Below are 15803 nucleotides of genomic sequence, written 5' to 3' on the forward strand. Positions count from 1 at the left end.
AAGTGCCAGTTTTAGCCGCGATGGGCAGCACATCCTCAGCGCTTCCTTGGACAAAACAAGGCGAGTTGTGTTTATTTATGCGTGGAATGTGGAAAGCTTGGAGCAATTACTAGCACGGGGTTGTCGGTGGTTGCATAACTATTTAATTTATGCGCCTAATTTGAGTGATAGCGATAGGCAGCTTTGCAACAAGAAGTGATCAGGGGGCTAGTACCGCAAAGCGGAAGTCAAAAGTCAAAAGTTTTGTATATCAAGGCTTTTACTTGTTTAAAATAGTAGCTTGATTTACGTCGATCTGTACTAGAATGCTGTAATGCTCAGTTTAAATGTAGAGCCAAAGGCGTAGGCGTAGCCCGTCGTAGACATCGTTTGGTAAATTAGAGATGCGTAGGCGTAGCCCGCCGCAGGCATCGCAGTTCTGAACTCGGCGTTTCAAGTTCCGAACATCAACGCCCGAGCAAAAAGGTCGAACTTCCGAGTTCTGAACACGAATGGCCGAGCAAAAAGGTCGAACTTCCGGGTTAAACCTCCGGTTCTACTCCCAGCGCTTTTAACTGAGCGGCCAATCTTTCTGCACGCTGGCGTTCTTGTTCTGCAAGCTGTTGAGCAGCGTTTTTCTCTTGCCGTTCTTTTGCTGTTAACTCCAAACCCCACAGTAATAATTCACCATTATCATCCCACCAACGCAACCAATAACCTGTGCGGTTTTCTCGGCTTCCTTGCCATACACCTAAAAACAAATTCATTTCGACAATCCAGTGACAATTATTTGCATCTGGTGTTTGCAGTTGATAATATCCTAAATCATCTCGCCGATAAACTTCTAACACTCCGCCATCTGGTTCAAAAATGGCATAGTTTGGCACTTGTAAAATCTGCTCATAATAAAACCATTTACCTGGGGGATAGGTCGGTTTACTCGAATACTCTCCACCTTCGGTATCTGAGAGAAATTCCATCACAATTACCGGAATATCACCTTGGAGTCGTGGCGTATAACTGCGCTTAACTTCTTCTCGTGAGACTCGAATAGATGGTACATATCCCCAATCTGGTGCTTTGACCACAAATCGATTATTTAAGGTGGCGCAGATACCGTAGTTAGTGATGGTTAAAGCATCGGCGGGTAGTCTGCTGGCAAGTTCTAAGCTTTCTGTTAAAGCAGCAGCCAAGAGTGGCTGATTAATGTTATCCACTGGTTCGTTGTCTAAAACAAAATCCTCAGGTAACTTTTCCCAGGTGACATTATGAGTGGCTGCATTAGCTAGCATGATTCAGAATATCTCAAATACAACTTCAATTTAAAACAGTACGATTGTTCTACTATAAACTGATTAAAGATAGTATTATTAAGGACTGTTTCATAAGAAACTCCTTCTTCGCCGCCCAATATGTCAGACCAACAGCTAGCAGCATCCTTGAATGGACATCTTCCGTACCCCAGCCACAACAGCCAGAATACCATTCGGATTCGGGGTGCTAGGCAGCATAATCTGAAAAATATTGACTTGGAATTGCCACGCGATCGCCTAATCGTATTCACTGGCGTTTCTGGCTCTGGTAAGTCTTCCCTAGCCTTTGATACCATTTTCGCTGAAGGGCAACGTCGCTATGTGGAATCCCTCAGCGCCTACGCACGGCAATTTTTAGGACAACTGGATAAGCCGGATGTGGAAGCCATTGAAGGCTTAAGTCCAGCAATTTCTATTGACCAAAAGTCAACCTCTCATAACCCCCGTTCCACTGTGGGTACGGTGACGGAGATTTACGACTATTTGCGGCTGTTGTTTGGTCGGGCTGGCGAACCCCATTGTCCGATATGCAATCGCTGTATTGCACCCCAGACAATCGATGAGATGTGCGATCGCATCATGGAATTACCAGATCGCACCCGCTTCCAAATTCTTGCACCCGTTGTCAGAGGGAAAAAAGGCACACACCGTAAGCTTTTGTCAAGTCTGGCATCCCAAGGTTTTGTCCGCGTGCGGATCAATGGCGAGATCCGCGAACTGTCAGATTCCATTGAATTGGATAAAAATTTTACCCACAGCATCGAAGTGGTAATTGACCGCTTGGTGAAAAAGGCTGATATCCAAGAGCGTTTGGTTGATTCACTGTCTACGTGTCTCAAGCAATCGGGTGGTATTGCAGCCATTCTGGTGAGTCTGCTTGGTGACGACGGACAAGAAAAAGAAGAAGAATTAGTATTTTCGGAAAACTTTGCTTGTCCAGAACATGGGGCGGTAATGGAGGAACTATCACCGCGATTGTTTTCGTTTAACTCACCTTATGGTGCTTGTCCGCACTGTCACGGAATCGGAACTTTAAGAAGATTTGCGCCAGACTTGATAGTACCCGACTGGGAAGCGCCAGTTTATGCTGCGATCGCGCCTTGGTCAGAAAAAGATAATTCTTATTATTTGGAATTACTCTATAGTGTAGGGCAGATTTATGGATTTGAGTTACAGAAAAATTGGAGCAAGCTGACAGAAGAACAGCAGCAAATTATTTTATTTGGAGAGAAAGATGAACGAACCGCAGAGGCACAGAGGAAGCAGAGTTTTAAAGGTGCTATTCCAATTTTACAACGGCAGTATGAGGGTGGTTCGGAGTTAGTTAAGCAAAAATTAGAGCAGTATTTAATTGATCAGCCGTGTGAAGTTTGTCTGGGAAAACGGTTAAAACCGGAAGCCTTGGCGGTGAAGTTGGGACAATATGGAATTCTAGAATTGACTACCGTATCAATTCGGGATTGTCGGGAGAGAATTGAGCAATTTAAGTTGAGCGATCGCCAGTTACAAATTGCTGATTTAGTCCTGAGAGAAATCAAGGCAAGATTACAATTTTTGTTAGATGTAGGCTTAGATTATCTCACCCTTGACCGTCCCGCCATGACCCTTTCTGGTGGCGAAGCCCAACGAATTCGTCTAGCAACACAAATTGGTTCTGGTTTAACAGGAGTTCTCTACGTTTTAGATGAACCGAGTATTGGTTTGCATCAACGAGATAATGGCAGGTTGCTCAAAACTTTAACGAAATTGCGCGATTTGGGTAATACATTAATTGTCGTTGAACACGATGAAGAAACAATTCGTGCAGCCAACCATATAGTTGATATTGGACCTGGTGCAGGAATTCATGGCGGAAATATTATCGCCCAAGGTGATTTTCAAGCGTTATTAGCAGCAGAAGATTCTTTGACGGGTGCATATTTATCAGGAAGGCGAGTAATTACCACACCAGCAGAACGCCGAGAAGGAAATGGGCGTAGTTTGGGAATTAAAAATGCCCATCGCAACAATTTACAAAATATAGATGTAGACATACCATTAGGTAAACTCGTCTCCATCACAGGTGTGTCTGGTTCTGGCAAATCTACGCTGATTAATGAGTTACTGTATCCATCTCTGCAACACCATTTAACTAAGAAAGTTCCCTTACCCAGACATTTGGATAAAATTCAGGGATTAAACGCGATTGATAAAGCGATCGTTATCGATCAATCTCCCATTGGACGCACACCACGTTCTAACCCTGCAACTTACACAGGAATTTTCGATGCGATTCGGGATGTATTTTCCCAAACAGTAGAAGCCAAAGCTAGGGGTTACAAACCTGGACAATTTTCCTTCAACGTTAAAGGTGGACGTTGCGAAGCTTGTAGCGGACAGGGTGTGAATGTTATTGAAATGAACTTTCTCCCGGATGTTTACGTACAATGCGAAATTTGTAAAGGTGCAAGATACAACCGCGAAACTTTGCAGGTGAAGTATAAAGATAAGTCAATTTCTGATGTTTTGAGAATGACAGTTGAGGAAAGTTTAGACTTTTTCCAGAATATTCCCAAAGCGATCGCGCGTTTGCAAACTTTATTTGATGTCGGGTTGGGTTATGTCCAACTAGGACAACCTGCGACTACTTTATCAGGTGGTGAAGCGCAACGGGTGAAACTGGCAACAGAACTATCTCGACGCGCCACAGGAAAGACACTTTATTTAATCGATGAACCGACAACAGGGTTATCTTTTTATGATGTCCACAAATTATTGGATGTGTTGCAAAGATTGGTAGATAAAGGTAATTCAATATTAGTAATTGAACACAACTTAGATGTGATTCGTTGTTCTGACTGGGTGATAGATTTGGGGCCAGAAGGTGGCGATAAAGGGGGAGAATTGATTGCTGTGGGTACACCAGAAGAAGTTGCAAAAAATCCCAGGTCTTATACTGGGCAATATTTAAAGCAAGTTTTGAACCAGTATCCGGCGGTGAAGAAGTAGAGTTTTTGTTTCACACAAAGTTGTAAATAAAAGCGATCGCTTAATCTGAAATCAACTTAAGAACTTGCTGTACCTGAATCCTTACGTTTATACAAGCGAAACCTAAATACTTTATCCTGGTCTCTAGTTTCTAATTTTTCTCCTTTGGGAAATTGTTCCCTCACCGAGGTTACAAATTGATAATCATTTATTAAGTTTTGTAAACTTGTATGTAATTCCTTTGGACTTAATTGATTGAAAGCACCATAAAAATTTGGTGAACCATCAAATTTGTCTTGAATATAAAAACCACCTTTACCTGTATCAATAATCCACTTTGGTAAGTTCGCTTTTAAAACGTAAACTGCCTCACGGGCAACCTTTAAAGTGAGAGCATCTGAATTTGTTATGTCAATACGTGTTGGATTTTTACAATCTAGGAGAGTATATAAAACTGATGCAGAGCCATATATAAAACAAGAATCACCAGGATTAATATTTTGTTTCAGCATAGCAAAAGCTTGTGATTTTTCTTTTGTTACTTTCACAAATTTTGTCATTGGGTGTTTTAGGGGATAACGAGTATTCTGATAGAAACTAGGAATGTAATACTTTGCTTCTACACCAACAGAATGATGAATCACATCTCCAGAAAGTAGGCTTGCTGTAATAAATAAAAATGCCAATGATAAACCTTTTTTCCATGCAGTAGAAATCTTATTTGACATAATTATAGTCAGCGTTGCCGAGAAAATTAACATGTCATCATCTATATACGGTCTACCAGGCCAGGACATCTGCATAGCCCAAGTTGTTCCTAGCGTCAGAGCTATCAGTAATGGGAAGATTGGATATGGTAATCCTAAAAATTCTTTACTTTTTTCGGGAAAAACACAACTGGCAATAAGAGCTAGACTAAAAAATGTTCTTGGTATGTCATAGACAAATATATTACTAGCACCTAATAATTGTTGCCCCAGGACTGCGCCAACAATTAACAAACTAATAACTCCTATCTTTCTCAAATCATTACTAAATGCTAATTTTACTGGGTTTCTGATTAGCACAAAAGCTGACATTATTAAAAATAACGGAATTCCCACATAGGCGATAATTTGTTTAACAGAAGAATTCCGGTAAATTGCTCCGCCAGATAAAGCATCTATTAAACTAGAAAAAGTGCTAATATTTTTCTTTTCAGCAGCACCAATAAAAAGATGATAAAATGCTTCTGATAACGCATTATTCCATAATAAAACTCCTATAATTAATCCTAATCCTAAAAGAATACCTGTTAAAAATGGAATTAACAAAGAGACAAAATATCTTTCTAAATTTCTCAAAGAATAGACCAAAATAACTCCCAAAGTAACTACTATACAGATAGTTCCGTTACTCTGCCGTGCTGCCATAACTAAAGCTAGAAAAAATCCGGCTGTAGTTAAATATAAAAACGAAGCTTTTTCTCCTAACTTGTTCAAGCCAAGAATGATAAAAAGAGTAGAAATAGATAAAAACAAAGTTACATAATTATCATTTCCACCACGATAAAGTACGGGATGCAAGAATACCCATCCGCTACAGACAGATAAGGATATAAGCCTTGAACTAAATTGCCTAAAAGATAAATAAAATAAAAATAGCGAATATTGATACTAATCGCATAATTAGGTAGTCTATATTAGGTTCTTCGTTGTACATAGGAACTACCACAGAAATTTCTATATTGTCATTGTTTAAAAGCATCTACAAATCCTTGCACTTTGCTTAAAGTAACAAAATAAAAGTCAGGAATCAGGAGTTAGAAGTCATAATTCAGAATACTCTACCCATCAAAGAATAGAAGAATATGGTTTAGCTATCTTCAGAATCTGTGTCATCTTTTGATTGTTTAAGAACCTCAACACCTTTTGAGGGAAATGTGCGACGACGGCGATACCATGTTGCTGCTGCCACTAGAACTCCAGTTAGTGACAAAGCTCCGATAACTGGTAAGAAATCTCCTGTATTAAAAGCTTTTAAACCGTAACTGCCTAGCAATACAAAAGGTAGAACTCCAGGAACCGTACCCAGACTTGTACCTAGAACATAATCTTTAAAACTGACCGAAGTTAGCCCAGCAGTGAAGTTTACTAAACCATAGGGCATAACTGCTACTAATCGAATAGCAAACATATAGAATAATCCTGCGCGACGCACCTCAGCATCCATCGCTTGCCATTTTCCGGCTAGTCTTCTGGCTACTGCTTCACGTCCAATAGTCCGGGTAAAAGTAAAAGAAATAATTGCAGCAATAATTGCCGCTAAACTAGTCCAAATAGTCCCTAATACTGGGCCAAAAATTGCACCACCAGTCAAATTAAGTGCTGTTGAGGGTAGAATAAGTACAGTTGCTACTACATACAGAAGAATATAAATAATCGGTGCCCAGATCCCAGCAGACCTAAGCCAAGCTTGAATTTGTGCTGGATCAATCCTGCCTAGTAGGTATATTACTAAGGCTGTGGCCATGATACAGACAACTACGATGAGTAAAATACTGCGTTTAAAGTTTACCATATCCAAACTTGACAACTCAAACAATTTATTGGATAGACTAGATTTGATACATTACAAACAATTAATATGTGTACTGTATCATCATTTCCAGATTGTAAAGTGTGACTGTGCTTTTAACTTGAAGGGGCAACATGCGCCTTATATTCCAAGTGGTGCAAAGGTTTGACCTAATTATGGTAAAAAAGATAGGTCAATTATTGTCAAGAAGACCTATCTTTTGAAAATATTACCTCCATGTATAAAATTCAGTAGACCGAAAACTTCTGCGTTAGCGTTCGTGGAGCGTCTCGTAGAGAAGCGAAGTATCGCTTTATGATAAGCTGTTACGCAAATAAAATTGTATATTTACTCACGAGGGTTGTCATTAGTCAAAAGTCATTAGTCATTTGTATTTAAAAGGACAGATGACCATTGACTGCATGGCAGTCTTAACAATTGCAATGTACAATCTAGACGCGCATCAGTTTAGATACCAACAAATCTGATTATTATCGAAAAACCGTATTATTAAATACATTTTTTTAGTTAACTCACTATTTAGCCGTCTCTTGCCTTTGCCAAAACTGCCTTAAAATGTCGCCAGGTTTGCGATCCCAAGTGTCGATATGCTCGTATATCAAATTATCTTGGTTGAGTTTATATGTTGAATAGCCATTAAAAAGCAAGCTTGCTTTCCAGGGAACGCGTAACACTCCCCGCACTGTCCACTTTGCTAAAATCGTGTCTTTAGATGACTGATAAACCTCATGGACATCAAAGTAAATTTGAGTAAAAAATAGCCGAGCGTGAAATCGCAAAGTCCAAAATATAATGCGATAGTTAAATTTGTATTTGAATGTATTTACTGGGTCTTTAAAGTAGATATCGTCTGTATAAATGTGATATGAAATATCTTTGGCAAAAAGTGTTGGTAAATCCTCTTTTAAAGTTTTAATTACCTGTTCCACCGATAATTGAGATTCCACGCGCATTTTTCCTTAAAAAATCTTTTTTAACAACTGTTGCCAAATTGAAGATGCACTCTTATTAATCACACCACCCGCACTCAAATCTGACAGAGTGGGAAATGATGCAGACTTCCCATAGGGGCCATTTCGCAAAACTTTAGCTAGGATATTGTTATTTTCGCGCAAACCTTCGTAAAAAAAGAATACTTCTCCTTGAATGCCAAGTTGACGATTGTATTCAATTGCCTGCACCAAATATTCTGGACTAATGCAGTAAGAGCCAAGTTTCATCAGTATTCCCGGTGCTAACTTTGGCAATGTTGCATCTGTGAACTGCTGGTTTATTAGTTTATTAGCGATCGCTTGATAACTCCTAAAGTCACGGCGATAAATCTGCGGCTGAATCATATCAACTATACCCCGCTTCAACCATGTGGGTGAGTCTTGCAGATATTCCTGGAATGCCCAATCATAAATATTAGGTGCGATCACTACTAATAAGTTAGGATTAACTGCTTTCACCTCCCGGTACAGACGCGCTAAAAATTCAGTGAGAATATCTGCACGCCACTGTAACCATTGCCTATTTTTGGGGTTCTGTGGCGGATTGCGATTAAATTCCTGGCGATAGCGGGTGACAGTTCCCACGTCATAGCCACCTTCACAGGGTAATGCAGGGAAGCGATCGTCTCCTTGAACACCATCCACATCATAATTCTTTACAACTTCCAGCACCAAGTTCAACAAGAATTCCTGCACCTGTAAATCCAGTGCATTCAACCATTCAAAGCCGTTTTTCTTCAGTAAGTTGCCGTTACAGTCACGCGCAGCCCATTCCGGTTTTTTTTGTAAGAGTACCCCACCATTCAAATTGTAGGAACTGGCAAAACCGTATTCAAACCAAGGAATAACTTTCAAGCCGACTCGCCGCGCCTCAACTATCACCTCTTCTAAAGGGTCACGGCCTAAAGACATAGGGTCAATTTCGACTCCAAATGTCTGCTGCATTATTTGACTAGGATATAAAGTTACTGCCTTGTTCCAAACAACGGGAAACACCACATTAAATCCCGTCTCGGCCAGGAAATCCATCGCTTCGGCAATGCGTTCCTTTGACCTAAGAACCTTACTATCAGTAGTTGTCAGCCAAATACCACGGGTTTCTATTATTGCCATTTCTATAAATTGAAATTCTCGGCACTGCACCATCTAAACATTGACTAACCGACGATACCGCGCCTGTATTATTGTGTAGATCCCATAGGCAACCAAACCTAGTGCCACAATACCCAAAAGCCATGCTCCGTTAGGCTGTTGCGCTAGCGTCTGTAATACTTCATCCAAACCTTCTGCGGTAGCGGCATTCGATTGTCTTGCCGCTTCAATTAAAAACCAACCGATAATACAAAATACTACACCCCGTGCCGCTAAACCAAATCTGGAAATCCTCATTACCCATTGGGCTTGTGTGTTGCTTAACTCAGTTAAATTGAGTTCTTTACGAAATTTTCCACTAAAAGCTTGATAAAACTGATAGAAGCCTAGAGCAATTACAAACACCCCCACAGTTCCAACTAACCATTCACCAAAGGGTTGAGAAAGCAAACGTGCTGTCGAATCTTCAGTAGAATCACTACTATTTTTACCGCTACCTGTACCCATAACAATTTTCACAGCACTTAAGGCTAAACTTGCATAAATCAAGCCATTAACTGCGTAACCAATTCGCACTGCCAAACCTTTGGCATCATTACCCTTATTTTCTGGGTCTTTAATTGCCTGTACAAAACGCCAGATTACGTATCCAATCAAGCCAATTGCAACTAAAGCTAGCAAAAATTTACCAAATGGCTGGTTGACGATTGTTTGAAGAGCGCCTTGGGTATCAGTTGTTTTACCACCCCTGCCAAAAGCCGTCTGTGCTGCCAGTAATCCAACTATACCGTAAACTACTCCCTTGGAAACATAGCCAAATCGTCCCAGTCGCTCAACCCACAATGAAGCATGGTTTGTCAACTGTTGTGTCATGGTAGTTAGGGAGAAGTATTATATCTATCTTTTAGCAAAATTTATCCATTATTCACATCTACCTCAGGGCAAATTGTCTAATATTTTTGCAAAAAATCACTATCCTAATACTGTCTTTCAATAGATGTGAGGCTGGTCAAAATAATATTACAGTACCTAAGTACAGTATTATTATTTAGTATTTTTAATGCTAAATTTAGATTAATTATGTCTCTAATAGAAAGTTCTTGGAAACATGAATATATAACTACCAATGGGGTAAAACTACACTACGTTACCCAAGGTGAAGGCCCTTTAATGTTGATGTTGCATGGGTTTCCTGAGTTTTGGTACTCATGGCGGCATCAAATACCAGAATTTGCCCAAGATTTTAAAGTCGTCGCTCTTGACTTGCGTGGCTACAACGATAGTGATAAACCAAATGAGCAATCAGCTTATGTAATGGATGAGTTTATCAAAGATATTGAGGGACTAATTAAAGGATTAGGATACCAAAAATGTGTATTAGTTGGACATGATTGGGGAGGTGCGATCGCTTGGAATTTTGCATACACTCACTCCGAAATGTTAGAACAATTAATTATTCTTAACCTACCTCATCCTGCTAAATTTGCTCAAGGGTTACGCACTCCCCAACAGCTGCTCCGTAGCAACTACATATTCCTTTTTCAACTACCGTGGATACCAGAATTACTTTTGCAATCTTCAGACTACCAAGTAATTGAAACAGCTTTTAAAAATACAGCAGTTAACAAGAATGCTTTCACACAAGCGGATATTGACGCTTATAAAAATGCTGCTGCAAAACGTGGCGCCCTTACAGCAATGTTGAACTACTACCGCAATATTTTTCAACAGAGAATGCTAAATCCAAGTTGGGGCGTTCTGGAAGTGCCAACACTGATGATTTGGGGAGAAAATGACACTGCACTCGGCAAGGAACTAAGCTACGACACCGCAGCCTATGTCAGGGATTTTCAAATCAAGTATATACCCAATTGTGGTCATTGGGTGCAGCAAGAACAACCTGAATTGGTTAATCAATATATGCGAGAATTTTTGAGGACTAAAACTAACAGTATTTACTAAAAAGTATAAATACTTATCAAACTAGTCAAATTATGGCGAGTAGTGCAAGCTCTTAAAAAGATTTAACAGTGATTTAACACTGGCATTTTTTTAGGGATTTTCAAGTAAAAATCGCCAAAAATCAGAATTAACGGCATTTGTTAGATTACCGTTATCCCTGTTTCATATCACAACTAAGTTGTCAAGAGATAGATTGACCTCAAGAGGTTTAATGAGATAATAGAGTTGTGAGGGATAGAACGGACGCAACTTGATTATTTAAGGGGGAAAATTATGAAACTCCAGCTATTAGCGACCATGGCCTTAGCAACTCCCCTATTTTTCACTAGCTCGGTTAGAGCCGAGAATCCGCAGGACTTACAAAAGCTGCTTTCAACTGGGGAATGCATTAACTGTAATCTAGCGGGAGCTAACCTCAGTGGCGCTCATTTAATTGGTGCTGACTTGAGAGGCTCAAAGCTTCAAGGAGCCAACCTTGTAGGCGCTAACCTCGAAGGTGCTGACTTAACTGGTGCAAACTTAGCAGGTGCTAACCTAACATCCGCTTATGTAAGCAATGTGAATTTAAAGCAAACCAATCTCAACAGAGTGAATTTTACTCGCGCTACGATTCACGATTCTAATGTGTATAAAGCATCAATGAATGATCTCAATCTCACTGATGCCGAAATATTTAACACTGGAATCGGGGTTGGTGGAGAAGATGCTGAGATTCCCGATTGGAAATAGGCTGAACTGAGTAGGCAGGTTAAAATAAACACACCATTAGAGAAACTGGTTTTTGCCAGCATTATCTTTAAAATCTGCCTATACACTATATAAAAATAAAAAATGAAACCCCTCTGCCTTGTAATGACTTTACTATGACCAAAGCAGAGGGGGTTTCTTATTGGGGCTGAGTCGAATATCCGTGCAAAAAAGTGCAAGGCTGAAAAGTTTTACTATGTCTAGCTTTCAGACTTTTCATTAGTTTTCATTAAATTTTCAATAAGTTGCACTGATCCCTACACACGAAGTGAGGATGTTTGGTTAAGCTGTAAGCGCTATGATTGAGCTTTAGTGAACGTCTTATGCATTGGTTGTTATCTGGGCCGTTGAGTATAGAGAAATTGACGGTTAACATTACAGGGTTGCCTGCATCATTACAAGGTCAGAAGCTGGTGCAGTTGTCAGATTTTCACTACGATGGTTTGCGGCTGTCGGAAGAGATGTTAGAAAAAGCGATCGCAGTTACTAACGAAGCTAAACCAGATTTAATTTTATTAACTGGTGACTACATAACTGACGATCCGGCGCCGATTCACCAATTAATACTTCAACTCAAACATCTGCAAAGTCGCATTGGTATCTATGCTATTCTTGGCAATCACGATATACATTACAAAAACGCAAAAACAGAAGTTACCGATGCCCTTACTAGCATTGGAATCCACGTCCTTTGGAATGAAATTGCCTATCCACTAGGAAAAGAATTACCCCTTGTTGGGCTAGCTGATTATTGGTCACGGGAATTTAATCCTGTACCAGTCATGAATCAACTAAATTCCGACACACCCCGCATCGTTTTATCCCACAACCCAGATACTGCGGAGATACTGCAAGCATGGCGAGTTGACTTACAATTATCTGGTCATACTCACGGTGGTCAAATAGTGATTCCCGGAATTGGCCCTGCAATATTTTTTTACGAGAAGCTTGCAGAAAAAATACCCAAAAAAGTGCAGCGTCGATTTCCATTTTTGGAAGAAAATGTTTCTGTAGTCAGCCATTGGGAATGGGCACAGGGTTTCCATAGGCTGGGAGAAAATCAGCTATATGTCAATCGTGGTTTGGGAACTTACCTCCCAGGACGCTTATTTTGCCGCCCAGAAGTTACTATAATTACCCTACAAGGTGAATAAGTAATCCAATTTTCAAAATTCAAGAACAGAATCACAGCAGGTATTCTGGCTAATGAGTACCTGTAGTTTAGTTTTAGAATTTCAATCAATTAGTTAATTGTATCTGGAGTAGATGACATAAATTATTGCAGTTTATCAAGTTACATTTTAATTTTGGTAAGCTGTAAGCGCTGGTATGAGGAGTATCGGTTGCCTTATGCATTGGTTGTTTACGGGACATTTAAGAGTAGATAAAATCACGGTTAAGATTGCGGAACTTCCAGCATCTTTACAAGGTACAACGCTAGTGCAGTTGTCAGATTTTCACTACGATGGTTTGCGGCTGTCAGAAGATATGTTAGAAAAAGCGATCGCACTTACTAATGAAGCTGAACCAGATTTAATTCTATTAACTGGTGACTACGTAACTGACGATCCTACGCCGATTCACCAATTGGTGCTTCGACTCAAACATCTGCAAAGTCGCTGTGGTATCTACGCCGTACTTGGTAATCACGATATCTATTACAGCCACTCAAAAGCAGAAGTTACACAGGCGTTAACTAGCATTGGGGTGCATGTGCTTTGGAATGAAATCGCCTATCCACTAGGAAAACAATTACCATTGGTAGGATTAGCTGATTATTGGTCACGGGAATTCTACCCCGCACCAGTCATGAATCAACTAGATTCCGTTACACCCCGTATTGTTTTATCCCATAACCCAGATACAGCTAAGATATTGCAACAATGGCGCGTAGATTTGCAACTATCTGGTCATACTCACGGTGGTCACATCGTAATTCCGGGCATTGGCCCTGTAGTATTTTATTATAAAAAGCTACTCAAACAAATTCCCAAAAAATTACGGCGTTGGGTAACATTTTTCTTAGGAGACTGTTCTAAAGTCGTGCGATATTGGGAGTGGGCGCAAGGGTTTCACAAAGTAGAAGAAAATCAACTATATGTCAATCGGGGTTTAGGAACTTATAAACCAGGACGTTTATTTTGTCCGCCAGAAGTAACTGTAATTACGTTAGTTAGTCATTAGTCATTGGTCATTGGTCTAAATAACCTTCTTCTAAGAAGAGAGACAAATGACATAGACGCGCCAGCGGCTTCCCGCAGGGTAGGACAAAGGACAAAAATGCATAACACTCAAAGCAGAAACCGCCTGAAGCTACGAGCGATAAATATCAGTAGCTTGGGGCGGTTTCTTGAAGATCAAAAGAATTCAGAAGTAACTAACTCAAACTAAGGTGGACAGCATTAGCGATTGCTCTACTCAGAATTGCACATCCTTACATTCCAACTAGGCAGGCATTTTTTGGCTGTGCGTTTTAATACCTCCAAAACAACTCATTGAACTTAAGGCGAAAACACATTCAACGGATGCCACAACCAAGCATAGCGATCGCAAGAACATTAGAGCAGGAGGTACAGACTCTAACTGGAAAGTTTTTGTTTAACTCTTAACCTGTTTGTACCTTGCTCTTAATCTAGCATCATGTTTGTTTAGCTACAAGACACCTTTACTAAACTTGAGTACCATTTACTTTTCGCAACAATTCAGAAATCTTTCTTAAGAATATTCCCACTTGTTAGATGTTGGCGTTAATGCCAGCATTATCAAGTGGGCTGATTCAGAAGCCGTTATTGAGCAGAACCGCCTGTAGTAGTATCATCTGCGGTAGAAGAACCGCTATTAGATGTACTATTTGACTGGTCTACTCCTTGAGGTGGAGTGGTTTTAGAAGTATCACTTTTTGTACCTGGCGCAACAGTATTAGTAGTTGGACTTTGTGTCGCTTTAGGGGTTGGCTGGATTGCAGAAGGCGCTTTTTCTGCGGCAGGCTGCTGGGGTGGAATAGTAATGTTAATATCCGGTTGACGAGGTGCAGATGGAGGTGTAACCTGCTGTTGTGGAACAGGAACAGCAACAGGAACAGGTACTTCCCTGGTTCTTTCGATTATCGTGGTTTTTGTTTGAGGAGATGGACTGGGAGTTGGATTACTCTTACTCGGTACAGGAACCACGACTGGCACAGTATTGTTAACTGCTGCGTTATTCTGCTGGTTGAAGTACCAGACGCCACCTATAACCAAACCAAGCAGGGAAGTGATGATAATACCCAACAGCAAACCACCACTAGCATTGTTTTCATCACGCTGGGCTAAATCTGCTTGCTGGTAGCTACGCTCAACATTTCGACCTTGTACGTAACCGTTACTGTAAGAGTTGGGATTAGCTGTGCTGTTCTTGACTGTTTCAGTGGTTCGCGTTAAGTCAGTGTGAATATTACCATTAATATCTGTGTAAGATTCTTGCTTAATTTCACTGTTTTTGCTTTCGCGTTCATTGGGAATAGACATAGCTGTTGATTTAACTCCTCAAATAGGATTTTGACAAACTAAAGTTTTGTAAGAACAAGAGGTTTTAATGAGTTGAAAAATGTATGTTGCTGATAAGTTTTGAGTTTTATTTGCTACTCAACTGTTGGTTGTTCTCAGAATAACCTCTGAGATTAGACAAGTGGCTCTATCTCCAGAGAGTTAATATTTAATCGAAAGAAAGACTATCCTAAAGATAGATGTTATTAAACTGTTAGGTGATGCATTTATGAAAAATCTAGTAATTTGCTTCAGTTATCTAAACTTTTAATCAACTTGAATAAATTATGCTTATAAGTCATTTATAAAAGAATGACAGCCTTAGCAATGGGGAATATGGTAATAGTTTTATCCCGGCTGCCACTAGCCAGCGTCTTACCATATGGGCTAAAGGCAACGGAATAAACTACATCTTCATCTGCTGAAAAAGTACAGAGTTCATTGCCTGTATCCACTTGCCATAGCTTGATGGTTTTGTCTTTACTGCTGCTAGCTATAATTTTGCCATTGGGGCTAAAAACAACAGAACAAACATGATCAGAATGCCCAGTTAGTGTGCAGAGTTCTTCACCACTTTCGACATGCCATAGCTTAATTGTCTTGTCCCAACTACCGCTTGCTAAAGTCTTGCCATTTGGGTTGAAAGCAAC

The 15803-nt window shown here is 40.2% G+C and carries 14 protein-coding genes; 6 read left to right on the forward strand and 8 right to left on the reverse strand.

The annotated features are described in order from the left end of the window. Positions 1 to 199 (forward strand): hypothetical protein (locus ACFE90_RS08645; protein ID WP_375499566.1); only part of this gene is annotated, 199 nt, incomplete at its 5' end. A gap of 322 nt (positions 200 to 521) precedes the next feature. Here ACFE90_RS08645 and ACFE90_RS08650 read toward each other — a convergent pair. Next, a complete protein-coding gene (locus tag ACFE90_RS08650) occupies positions 522 to 1271 on the reverse strand; it encodes a Uma2 family endonuclease (protein WP_375499568.1) in 750 nt (249 codons plus the stop codon). Between the two features lie 120 nt (positions 1272 to 1391). On the opposite strand from ACFE90_RS08650, the gene uvrA reads away from it, so the two are divergent. Further along, positions 1392 to 4280: an excinuclease ABC subunit UvrA gene (gene uvrA, locus ACFE90_RS08655; RefSeq protein WP_375499570.1), complete on the forward strand. Its 2889-nt coding sequence runs from the start codon at positions 1392 to 1394 to the stop codon at positions 4278 to 4280. A 56-nt stretch (positions 4281 to 4336) separates the two neighbouring features. Here the strand turns inward: uvrA and ACFE90_RS08660 are convergent, their stop codons facing one another. The 5 genes from ACFE90_RS08660 to ACFE90_RS08680 all read right to left on the reverse strand — a co-directional run bounded on the left by ACFE90_RS08660 (position 4337) and on the right by ACFE90_RS08680 (position 9793). Continuing rightward, the gene (locus tag ACFE90_RS08660) at positions 4337 to 5824 is read right to left on the reverse strand and encodes a hypothetical protein (RefSeq protein ID WP_375499572.1); all 1488 of its coding nucleotides are present in this window, start codon (positions 5822 to 5824) and stop codon (positions 4337 to 4339) included. 289 nt (positions 5825 to 6113) lie between these two features. Then, positions 6114 to 6818, reverse strand: coding sequence for a TVP38/TMEM64 family protein (locus ACFE90_RS08665; protein ID WP_375499574.1), 705 nt, complete (start codon positions 6816 to 6818; stop codon positions 6114 to 6116). A gap of 533 nt (positions 6819 to 7351) precedes the next feature. Then, on the reverse strand, positions 7352 to 7783 hold the full coding sequence (locus tag ACFE90_RS08670) for a DUF2358 domain-containing protein (RefSeq protein ID WP_375499576.1): 432 nt from the start codon (positions 7781 to 7783) through the stop codon (positions 7352 to 7354). Positions 7784 to 7795: 12 nt separating this feature from the next. Then, the gene (locus ACFE90_RS08675; RefSeq protein WP_375499577.1) at positions 7796 to 8941 is read right to left on the reverse strand and encodes a glycoside hydrolase family 10 protein; all 1146 of its coding nucleotides are present in this window, start codon (positions 8939 to 8941) and stop codon (positions 7796 to 7798) included. 33 nt (positions 8942 to 8974) lie between these two features. After that, positions 8975 to 9793 carry a DUF1206 domain-containing protein gene (locus ACFE90_RS08680; protein ID WP_375499579.1) on the reverse strand — a complete coding sequence of 273 codons (819 nt, stop codon included), beginning with the start codon at positions 9791 to 9793 and terminating at the stop codon, positions 8975 to 8977. Positions 9794 to 10000: 207 nt separating this feature from the next. Between ACFE90_RS08680 and ACFE90_RS08685 the strand changes: the two genes are divergently transcribed. The 4 genes from ACFE90_RS08685 (at position 10001) to ACFE90_RS08700 (ending at position 13813) form a co-directional block, all read left to right on the forward strand. Then, positions 10001 to 10882: an alpha/beta fold hydrolase gene (locus ACFE90_RS08685; protein WP_375499581.1), complete on the forward strand. Its 882-nt coding sequence runs from the start codon at positions 10001 to 10003 to the stop codon at positions 10880 to 10882. 273 nt (positions 10883 to 11155) lie between these two features. Continuing rightward, the gene (locus ACFE90_RS08690; RefSeq protein WP_375499583.1) at positions 11156 to 11611 is read left to right on the forward strand and encodes a pentapeptide repeat-containing protein; all 456 of its coding nucleotides are present in this window, start codon (positions 11156 to 11158) and stop codon (positions 11609 to 11611) included. 341 nt (positions 11612 to 11952) lie between these two features. Then, on the forward strand, positions 11953 to 12783 hold the full coding sequence (locus ACFE90_RS08695; protein WP_375499585.1) for a metallophosphoesterase: 831 nt from the start codon (positions 11953 to 11955) through the stop codon (positions 12781 to 12783). Between the two features lie 196 nt (positions 12784 to 12979). Then, positions 12980 to 13813 (forward strand): metallophosphoesterase, encoded by an 834-nt coding sequence (locus tag ACFE90_RS08700; RefSeq protein WP_375499587.1) that lies wholly within the window; start codon positions 12980 to 12982, stop codon positions 13811 to 13813. A gap of 602 nt (positions 13814 to 14415) precedes the next feature. Here ACFE90_RS08700 and ACFE90_RS08705 read toward each other — a convergent pair. Further along, positions 14416 to 15135: a hypothetical protein gene (locus ACFE90_RS08705; RefSeq protein ID WP_375499589.1), complete on the reverse strand. Its 720-nt coding sequence runs from the start codon at positions 15133 to 15135 to the stop codon at positions 14416 to 14418. A gap of 320 nt (positions 15136 to 15455) precedes the next feature. Continuing rightward, a partial coding sequence (locus ACFE90_RS08710; protein ID WP_375499591.1) for a WD40 repeat domain-containing protein occupies positions 15456 to 15803 on the reverse strand: 348 nt, incomplete at its 5' end.

Origin of the sequence: uncultured Nostoc sp. (assembly GCF_964245445.1) — a bacterium.
Lineage (GTDB): Bacteria > Cyanobacteriota > Cyanobacteriia > Cyanobacteriales > Nostocaceae > Nostoc.

Bases quoted from the DNA above. Each gene is read 5' to 3' on its own strand.
- ACFE90_RS08665 (WP_375499574.1), bottom strand. From the start codon at position 6,818: ATGGTAAACTTTAAACGCAGTATTTTACTCATCGTAGTTGTCTGTATC.
- ACFE90_RS08680 (WP_375499579.1), bottom strand. From the start codon at position 9,793: ATGACACAACAGTTGACAAACCATGCTTCATTGTGGGTTGAGCGACTG.
- ACFE90_RS08675 (WP_375499577.1), bottom strand. From the start codon at position 8,941: ATGGCAATAATAGAAACCCGTGGTATTTGGCTGACAACTACTGATAGT.
- ACFE90_RS08700 (WP_375499587.1), top strand. From the start codon at position 12,980: ATGCATTGGTTGTTTACGGGACATTTAAGAGTAGATAAAATCACGGTT.
- ACFE90_RS08695 (WP_375499585.1), top strand. From the start codon at position 11,953: ATGCATTGGTTGTTATCTGGGCCGTTGAGTATAGAGAAATTGACGGTT.
- ACFE90_RS08685 (WP_375499581.1), top strand. From the start codon at position 10,001: ATGTCTCTAATAGAAAGTTCTTGGAAACATGAATATATAACTACCAAT.
- ACFE90_RS08705 (WP_375499589.1), bottom strand. From the start codon at position 15,135: ATGTCTATTCCCAATGAACGCGAAAGCAAAAACAGTGAAATTAAGCAA.
- ACFE90_RS08650 (WP_375499568.1), bottom strand. From the start codon at position 1,271: ATGCTAGCTAATGCAGCCACTCATAATGTCACCTGGGAAAAGTTACCT.
- uvrA (WP_375499570.1), top strand. From the start codon at position 1,392: ATGTCAGACCAACAGCTAGCAGCATCCTTGAATGGACATCTTCCGTAC.
- ACFE90_RS08690 (WP_375499583.1), top strand. From the start codon at position 11,156: ATGAAACTCCAGCTATTAGCGACCATGGCCTTAGCAACTCCCCTATTT.